The organism is Mesorhizobium sp. M7A.F.Ca.US.005.03.2.1 (genome assembly GCF_003997795.1).
In the GTDB taxonomy this organism is placed as follows: domain Bacteria; phylum Pseudomonadota; class Alphaproteobacteria; order Rhizobiales; family Rhizobiaceae; genus Mesorhizobium; species Mesorhizobium ciceri.
The window spans coordinates 1-1,489 of sequence record NZ_RZRP01001171.1; the positions used below are offsets into that span (position 1 = coordinate 1).

At 63.3% G+C, this 1,489-nt stretch carries 2 protein-coding genes and 1 pseudogene; all 3 read right to left on the reverse strand.

Annotated features, from left to right (window positions below):
* Positions 1 to 374: MBL fold metallo-hydrolase (locus tag EN991_RS35885; RefSeq protein WP_127370499.1), on the reverse strand; the 374-nt coding region annotated here is incomplete at its 3' end.
* 117 nt (positions 375 to 491) lie between these two features.
* A complete protein-coding gene (locus tag EN991_RS35890; protein ID WP_063168233.1) occupies positions 492 to 1,313 on the reverse strand; it encodes a biotin--[acetyl-CoA-carboxylase] ligase in 822 nt (273 codons plus the stop codon).
* Between the two features lie 5 nt (positions 1,314 to 1,318).
* Positions 1,319 to 1,489: pseudogene (locus EN991_RS35895) on the reverse strand (NADH-quinone oxidoreductase subunit N); the annotation flags it as partial.

The following is a 1,489-nucleotide window of genomic DNA, read 5'->3' on the forward strand; positions in this document are numbered from 1 at the left end:
ATCGTGACCGGTATTTTCGGTGCGCCCTGCTCGCCTTGCCGCTTGGCTTCCAGCAGGCCGGCGCTGAACGGCGTCATCCAGACCGGCGCCTTCAGCTTCGGCCATGTGTCGAGCAGCGCGCCGTAATGGTCTTCATGCGCATGCGTGATGATGATGCCGCGCAGATTGGCGAGGTTCTCCTCGATGAAGCGTGTGTCGGGCAGCACCAGGTCGACGCCCGGCAGGCTGGCATCGGGGAAGGTCACTCCGACATCGATGACGATCCATTCGCGCGCGCTGGGCGGCCCGTAGCCGTAAAGAGCGAAGTTCATGCCGATCTCGCCGACGCCGCCGAGCGGCACGAAGACGAGTTCGGCGTTTTCCGCTTTCGCCATGATTTTTCCCTTCCTGGCCCTCAGGCCAAGCTCAAAAGCAATTCCGGGAAAAGTGTGTAACGGTTTTCCCACCGGAGTTGCGTAAAAACAAACAGTTAGAACCGTTCATGAACGGCCCTATGCCCTGGCCGAAGCGACCGCGCCGAAATGCACATCGCCGGCGGCGATCGTCCGAACCGAACCTTCATCGTCGCGGATCACGAAACGGCAGTCCTCGTCAATGGTCTCAAACACCCCGCGCACCACATTACCGTCAATTCTGACGGCAACCTCGCCGCCGAGCCCCGCGGCACGATCAAGCCACCGTCGCCTGACGGCGGCAAGTCCGCGCCCCTCATCCCACAATCGGGCATTCTCGCTCCAGGCATCCGACAGCGCCAGGAACAGTGTTTCCGCATCGCATGCCGCGCCCAGCGCGCGCAAGGAAGTTGCGGGATACGGCAAATCCTCAGGGTATGCCACCACATTGACGCCGATGCCGACCGCCACTCCGAAACGGCCGCCCTCGAGGATTGCCGATTCCAGCAGGATGCCGGCCAGCTTGGCGCCGGAGGCAAGCACGTCGTTCGGCCATTTCAGCTCGAAACGGTTTTTTCCTTCGCTGCCACCGTCGAGGCCAATGGCGATCCGGCCCTTCGGCACCACGGCATCGAGTGCATCGGCCAGCGCCAGTCCTGCGACGAAGCCCAATGTCGCGGCAAGGCGAAGCTCTGCCTTGGTGATGACGAGCAGCGTCGCCGCCAGGTTGCCTTCCGGGGTCGCCCAGACGCGGCCGCGCCGGCCACGCCCGCTTTCCTGCTTCTTGGAAACGACCCACAATTTGCCGGCGTCGCCTGCCCTTGCGTGGTCCAGTGCCAGCGCATTGGTGGAGCCGACGCTCTCATGCGCCTCGAGCCGGAACCCTTCCGACGCCGAGGTTGGAGCCAGCCGAAATGCCATGCCGTCTAGAAAAACGTCTTGGCGGCGGCTTCGGCATAGGTGCCGATCGGCCCACCGATCAACACGTAGAACAGCACGAAGGCGCCGGAGACGCCGAGCACGACACGCAATTCCGTCGCCATCGGCACGAAGCCGCCGACCGGTTCGTCGAACCACATGATCTTGATGACTGTCTC

Coding starts and splice junctions, on each gene's coding strand:
- EN991_RS35890 (WP_063168233.1), bottom strand. CDS start 1,313: ATGGCATTTCGGCTGGCTCCAACCTCGGCGTCGGAAGGGTTCCGGCTC.